Raw genomic sequence first — 306 nt, forward strand, 5'->3', positions numbered from 1 at the left:
CCCCCCCGGCCCCGCCCCCCCTCCCCCCGCTCCCCGGCCCCGCCTCCCCGGCGGCCGCGCTGACCCTGCCCCGGCGCAGCGCCCGGGCGCCCTCCGCCGCCCCCGAGGGGGTGTTCCCCCGGGTTTCCGCCCCCCGCGCGGGCGCGGCGCTGCCCGCGCCCCGCCTGTACCAGGAGCAGTCCGGCATCACCGCCACGCTCATGGCCGAACTGCTCCCGCCCGTACTGCGGCAGGTGCACGGGGTGGAGTTCGCCGGCGGATACCGCGCCTCCAAGGACACCGAGCGCGTCGGCGGGGACTTCTACG

1 pseudogene is annotated in these 306 nt (G+C 80.7%); it reads left to right on the forward strand.

The features are described 5' to 3' along the window. A pseudogene (locus tag A4V12_RS10555) lies at positions 1–306 on the forward strand (serine/threonine protein phosphatase); the annotation flags it as partial.

This window comes from Streptomyces noursei, assembly GCF_001646665.1.
GTDB lineage: Bacteria > Actinomycetota > Actinomycetes > Streptomycetales > Streptomycetaceae > Streptomyces > Streptomyces lavendulocolor.